The 5,697-nt window shown below is 68.5% G+C and carries 5 protein-coding genes; all 5 read right to left on the bottom strand.

Annotated features, from left to right (window positions below):
• Positions 1-1,866: hypothetical protein (locus FM113_RS04215; RefSeq protein WP_087011835.1), on the bottom strand; the 1,866-nt coding region annotated here is incomplete at its 3' end.
• Positions 1,867-1,946: 80 nt separating this feature from the next.
• The gene (dprA, locus tag FM113_RS04220; protein WP_087011837.1) at positions 1,947-2,960 is read right to left on the bottom strand and encodes a DNA-processing protein DprA; all 1,014 of its coding nucleotides are present in this window, start codon (positions 2,958-2,960) and stop codon (positions 1,947-1,949) included.
• Between the two features lie 181 nt (positions 2,961-3,141).
• Positions 3,142-4,620, bottom strand: coding sequence for an ATP-binding protein (locus tag FM113_RS04225; RefSeq protein ID WP_087011839.1), 1,479 nt, complete (start codon positions 4,618-4,620; stop codon positions 3,142-3,144).
• Positions 4,617-5,405, bottom strand: a complete 789-nt coding sequence (locus FM113_RS04230) for a hypothetical protein (RefSeq protein ID WP_087011841.1) — start codon at positions 5,403-5,405, stop codon at positions 4,617-4,619. Before FM113_RS04230 ends, FM113_RS04225 begins: the two co-directional genes overlap by 4 nt.
• Before the next feature lie 16 nt (positions 5,406-5,421).
• Positions 5,422-5,697 (bottom strand): SCO6880 family protein (locus FM113_RS04235; protein WP_369676685.1); only part of this gene is annotated, 276 nt, incomplete at its 5' end.

Genomic DNA, 5,697 nt, shown 5'->3' on the forward strand with positions numbered 1-5,697 from the left:
CGCATCCGACGCGAACGGGCCGTAGACGGTGTGGTGCAGTTCATCGACGTCGGCGCCCCAGTAGCCGTCGCCGGTGAAATCGCCGTGGTTCGCAGGGAACCCGGTGACGGTGATCACGTCGAAGGCGCGACCGCCGGGGTGCACGTTGTACTCCCGCATCAGCGAGGTCACCGTGACAGGCCACCGCACCGAGGTCGTCTCCACGGTGATGCCGTAGTCGTCCTGCCAGTCGGAGGCGAGGTAGTCGCGCACCCACTCCGGCTGCGAGACCTTCTTCACCTCCCACACCCAGGTGACGAACCCGCCCGTCGGCGCGATCACCGACGGGGACGTGTAGACGCCGGGACCGTCCGCGGTGACCGTGACCGTGCCGAACGGCACCGCCGCCGGGTCCATCGCGGTGTCCTGTGCTGGGGGTAGGGTACCGGGGACCTGGTAGGCGGTGCCCTCGAAGACCACCGGAATGAAAGCACCGTCCTTCTTCAACCACGTCCCATTGCTGCTGGACACCGTGATCGTGTCCGTCAGCGCGTCACCGGGAACCGCGAGCCGCTGGTCCGCTTCAGAGACGGCTTCGGGTTGGAAGGGCACCACCGAGCTCTCCGCCACCTGCCCGAAGCGGTCGGTGAACGAGTCGGTGAGGTACTTCGCGTTCTCACCGTGCGCGGCCTTGTCGATGCTCCATACCCACGTGTAGAAGCCCGATTCCGGGGCGATGATCGTGCCCGGTGACGTGTACGACCCCGCACCCGTGAGCGTCACGGTCTCCGTGCCCGCGACAGGTGCTCCGGCGGGTGGGGTGTCGGCCTCGGTGGGCTGCTCATCGAACGGCCCATACAAGGTGCCCGTCGCGGTGACCTCGATCGGGTTCCCGTCCAGGTGAATCCAGGTGCCGTTCGACACCGACACGCTGAGCCCATCCACGAACGCATCACCCTCGCTGACGTAGCGGGAAGCGACCTGTGTGGTGATCTCCGGCTGGAAATCCAGCTCGATCACCGGCGACTCCACCCGCGCCGACAACCCGGTGGATGATCCCGCGACGGCGGCGACGAGGCGCTGCGCCCCGGGCGTCGTATACAGGTCGACTGCCGCCCCGTAGCCCGCCGCAGGGACGCTCATCGACGCCCCGACCCGGTATGACGGAACTCCGTCGGCCGGGGTGCCCGTGATCGGGTGCGTTCCGGCGCCGATCGTGCGCGCCGAGGAACCGTCAGCGAAGACCGCATCCGTCAGCGTCGCGGCGCCGGTGAGCCCCGCGGGGTGGGTTGCGACCGTGAGCGCGCCAGCGTACTGATCCGCCATGTCCAGCGACAGGGACAGAGACGGGTCGGTGACGGCGTAGACGGCGGCGTTCTGGCGCATCATGTCCAGGTTCGCGAGGATCGCACCCCGCACTGCGGCAGGAGCGCGGCCGACGTAGTAGATGTCGCCGGACATGCCGTGCGAGTTATAGGTTCCCGCGTCAGTGACCGACCACACGAAGAGGGCGACCGCTGCGGTCACATTCGGGTCACCGGACTGCCCCCACCGGTCCAGCACATAGTTGAGCTCTGCGAGCTGCTGCCGCGACAGCGAATCCAGCGACGTGACCGTTTCCGGCCCGGAGGTCTGTCCGAACGGGGAATCCGCTCCCAGGTCCGCGCAGTACGCCTGCCGACCATCGACATCGGTGTTGTACGCGCCGAGGAACCCGTTCCCGATGTCGTACCCGACCCCGAGACTGCCCGCATGAGCCGCCGGCGCATTCAGCGCGAACGACCCGGCCAGCAGGAACAGGGCCAGCAGCACCGACAACCAGCGCCGCACCCCCGCTCTGGGTGGCGCAGCCACGGGCTGCGAGATGTGGGCGAGTGATCCTGACACGAGATGCCTCCTGACGGTCCGCGAACAGCGACCCGGCATGGGCCGCCTTCACAGGAGGTGCACCACCCCAGCCCTCGACCTCACAGACCAGGCGCGTCCGGTGCCTTGCCCTGCCTGGGCGGGTCTTGGTCGAGCGGTTCGGCCTCGAGCCCCGCACGCTCGCGCGCCGCGCGATGCGCGCCGTCGCGCGCCCCGTGCAGCAGCTCACGCACATCGTCGTAGCCGGTGATGATCGACCCGAGCCCGTCACGCAGCAACCGGTGACACCCCGCAGACGCCGCACTCGTCAGCGGCCCCGGTACCGCACCGACGGGACGGCCGAGCTCGATCGCGCGCGCAGCGGTGTGCAGCGACCCGGAACGGTATCCCGCTTCAGCGATCAGCACGGTGCCGGAGAGCGCGGCGAGGAGCCTGCCGCGGGCCAGGAACCGCCACTTCGTCGGCGCCGCACCTGGCGGTAGCTCCGACAACAGAAGACCCTCTTTGCCAACACGAGCCAGGAGATCGGCGTGCCCGGCCGGATAGGGGCGGTCCAGGCCGCCCGCGAGCACCGCGACCGTCGAACCGCCTGGTGTGAGGGCGGCACGGTGCGCGGCACCATCGATCCCATACGCGCCCCCGGACAGCACCACCCGTGAGTCGGCGACCGCCGACTGCACCAGTTCCGTCGTGACGTGTTCCCCGTACCCGGTGGCTGCCCGAGCGCCGGTGACGGTGAGTCGATCCCACAACGGCCCGGCAAGCAGTGCAGTGCTGCCTTTCGCCCACAATGCGACCGGTGCACGGTCTCCGAGCGCATCGATCGAGGCCGGCCATTCCGTATCGCCGGGGATCAGCACCCGCATCCCGTGACGCTCGGTCTCCGCGAGCACCTTCCAGGTCTCCTCGGCATTGATGCGGGGTGCGAGGCGTCGCTGCCAGGTATCACCATCCGGTCCCACCGGAACCGCATCCGAGACGACGCGGGCGACCGTCTCGGATGCGCCGACGGTGCGGATCATCCGTCCCGTCACCGCGTCGCCCGGTTCGGAGGCGATAGCGAGGATGATCCTCGCGGTGCGCTCATCTGCTGCCAGATCGTTGATCGTGTCCATCAGTGCTGCTCCCTCGGTCGTGGTGAATCAATCGAGGGATAGGTACGAACCGGCCCGCCCAGACAGTCACCGCGAGTGAGCAAATGGCCGCGGGAACTTGCACCCTCACAACGCCCCGCAGACCGGCTGAGAGCGGTGGAATGACACGGAATCAGGGTTCAGGAATCCTGAACGTGAGCGTTTAACCCTTCATCCTCGCGGTGGTGTCGAACGCGGCAAGTTCCGCCGGGTGAAGCTGATGCTGCACCACGAAGGAGCGCTCCTTGATGCGCCAGAGCCCTTGTCCGGTGCCGAGGCCGGGGAGGAGCTTCTGTTCGGTGCCGGTGAGGCCGAGGGCAGCGGCGGTGGCACCGAGCTGGTCAGGTTCTTGCCGGTAGATGATCCTCGTCTCCGCATTCGCCAACAGCGAGTTCGCGAGGGCGCGCATCGCGGAACCGTGGTCGCCGACGTTGTCAAGGTCGGTGAGCTTGTGGAAGATCAGCATGTTCGCGATCCCGTAATGCCGCGCGAGCCGCCATTGTGCGTCCATGCGTTTGAGGAGGGCGGGGTAGGCCATGAGCCGCCAGGCTTCGTCGTAGATCACCCACCGGTGCCCGCCGTTCGGGTCCATCAGCGCCGACTCCATCCACGCCGACGAACACGTCATCAACACCGAGATCAGCGTCGAGTTCTCCGCCACCCGCGACAGGTCAAGACTGACCATTGGCAGTGACGGGTCGAACCGCACCGTCGATGGACCATCGAACAGCCCCGCAAGATCACCCGCCACGAGGCGACGGAGGGCGTGGCCGACGGGCCGGCCGTCTTCCGCGAGCCGCCGGTCGGTATCCGTCGCTGGTTCTGGGCTCAGGATGCGGTCGACGACCATCGGCAAGATCGGCACCTGAGCGGAGCGGACGCTGTCTCTCAGTGCGAGGTCGATCGCGGTGTGCTCCAACGGGGACAGCACCCGATCCAGCACCGTCTCCGCAAGAGCACCGATCAGTTCCCGGCGGCGGGAGGCGACCTGCGCGACCCATTCCGCATCCGAGAGGCCGGAGGGGCGGTGGCCTTCATCGAGCGGGTTGAGCCGGTTGCGGAGCCCGTGCCCGAGGACGATCGCCCGCCCGCCGACCGCTTCAGCGACAGCGGTGTGTTCGCCTTTCGGGTCACCGGGGACATACACGCGGCGACCAAACGGGATCGACCTTGTGTAGAGGGACTTGGCAAGAGAAGACTTCCCGGAGCCGACGATGCCGGCCAGGACGAGGTTGGGGGCGGTGATGATCCCGCGGGCGTAGAGGGTCCACGGGTCGTAGACGAAGGAACCGCCCGAGTACAGGTCCTGGCCGATGAATACGCCGTCGGCGCCGAGGCCGCCTTCGGCGAGGAACGGGTACGCGCCCGCGAGCGTCGCCGAGGTGTCCTGATGCCGCGGCAACCGAAACCGCCCCGGCGTCCGCAACGCCGCCGCCCCTGGTTCGCCCGCGGCGGGGAGGTAGGTGGTGTTACGGCGTTCCGCACGCTCCGCCGCCAGCCGTTCACGCGCCGCAGACTGCTCGGCGCGACGGGCGCTGGTCTCGATCTTCGCGGCGGCGTGCTTGCGTGCCTTCCGCTGCTTGCGGCGTTCCCCGGCCGGTTCGACCAGCGCCGCGGTATGGAGCTTCTGGCGATCGCTCACAGCGCCCGCCCCCGTAGCGCCGGCGAGGACTGCGAAGGTGCGAACCAGTCGTCTTCCTCTTCGACCACCGGTGCGTGCCTGCGCGACGGTTGACGGCTCGGCGTTGTCCGCGCCGATGGAGCCTGAGCATCCGGCTCTTGTGTTTCTGGGTGTGCGCGGAGCAAGGAGACGTGCCCGTGGTCGTGGTCGTGGTTGTAGGTCAGCGTGTAGATGCCGTTGGTGGTGGTGCGGTCGAGGGGGCCGGTGGGGATGGTGTCGTAGACGTATCCGTTGACGAGCGCGGCCTGCGTGGTCTCCTCGCCCATGTCGAACCCGGACAGGTGCTCGATCGCTGCGTCAGTGCCGTCGCGGTCGATGATCGTCAGCACTTCGTCGGCCTCCTGGCCTTGCAGGAAGACCGTGCTCACCCATCGCGACACCGGCCCCGCTGCTGTGGGCGCGGGGTGCCAGGCGATCCGTCCCGAGGCAGCCAATGCCGCATCGACCCGGTCATGCACCCCGTCCAGCAGCGCCGCGGCCTGCTGCAGTTCCGCTGTTGCTGCGAGAGCGTAGGTCGCACCGGCGGTCTGATCCCCGGCGTCGTCGTGCGCGCGCGCCCGGTTCGTGAGGTGGGTGGTGGCGAGCTGGTCGAGCACTTGCCGGAGGGAGCGCACCCCGGCAAGCAGATCACCGAGCACCGCATAGGTGTCGGCGGGGTCCTCGAACACGCGGGAGGCGTGCGCGAGCCCGCGGAGCGCTTCGGACGCTTCGGCGGCGCCCGTGGTTGGGTTCTGGAAGGTCGGCATGACGGGCTCCTGTCGTTCAGACGGTGCGGCACAGCGGCAACGCTGCGACGGTGAAGGCTTGTGCCTGCTGCCCGACCAGGCGCCGGGTCTCGCAGGATGCTTGGATCGCGGCCTGTTCGATCGCCGCGACCGCGGTGTCGAGTTCTTCCGGGGACGGGGCGGAGATGCTGATGAGGCCGGTGTAGCGGAGGACGCCGTGGCCGGCGGTGAGGTCGGCTTCCTGTTGGAGTACGTCACCGTATTCGGCGGTCTGGGAGGCGTCTTCGATCTGCCCCATCTTCTGCCGCTGCGC

The sequence above is a fragment of the Leucobacter sp. 7(1) genome, assembly GCF_900163635.1.
In the GTDB taxonomy this organism is placed as follows: domain Bacteria; phylum Actinomycetota; class Actinomycetes; order Actinomycetales; family Microbacteriaceae; genus Leucobacter.

What these genes read in the sequence shown, in the direction of transcription:
- dprA (WP_087011837.1), bottom strand. Translation starts at nt 2,960, where the DNA reads ATGGACACGATCAACGATCTGGCAGCAGATGAGCGCACCGCGAGGATC.
- FM113_RS04230 (WP_087011841.1), bottom strand. Translation starts at nt 5,405, where the DNA reads ATGCCGACCTTCCAGAACCCAACCACGGGCGCCGCCGAAGCGTCCGAA.